The 265-nt window shown below is 57.7% G+C and carries 1 protein-coding gene; it reads right to left on the bottom strand.

Going from position 1 to position 265, the window contains the following annotated elements:
* Positions 1-41: 41 nt before the first annotated feature.
* A partial coding sequence (locus tag HWD93_RS18510; protein ID WP_261647608.1) for a hypothetical protein occupies positions 42-265 on the bottom strand: 224 nt, incomplete at its 5' end.

Below are 265 nucleotides of genomic sequence, written 5' to 3' on the forward strand. Positions count from 1 at the left end.
GCCGCGTACCGTGTTGAGGAATTTTTCGGATTGGACGGCCATCAAGCCGTCTCCCTCTGTCCATTGTCGTCGCCAACCGGCCAGAACTTGGCAATGTCGGCAAAGCCCTGCCCTTTGCGGTACACAACGCTATCCGGCATCGAATAGCGGTTTTTGGCGTTGAACCCTGCCGCCTCGTTGAAGTGCACCTGGCGCTCTTTGCCGCCCTCGGCGTGGCTAACCTTCGTCTGGCGCGCCACTTCTTTTTCCTTGATGGAAATACGGT

It is taken from the genome of Curtobacterium sp. C2H10 (genome assembly GCF_025407985.1).
GTDB lineage: Bacteria > Actinomycetota > Actinomycetes > Actinomycetales > Microbacteriaceae > Curtobacterium.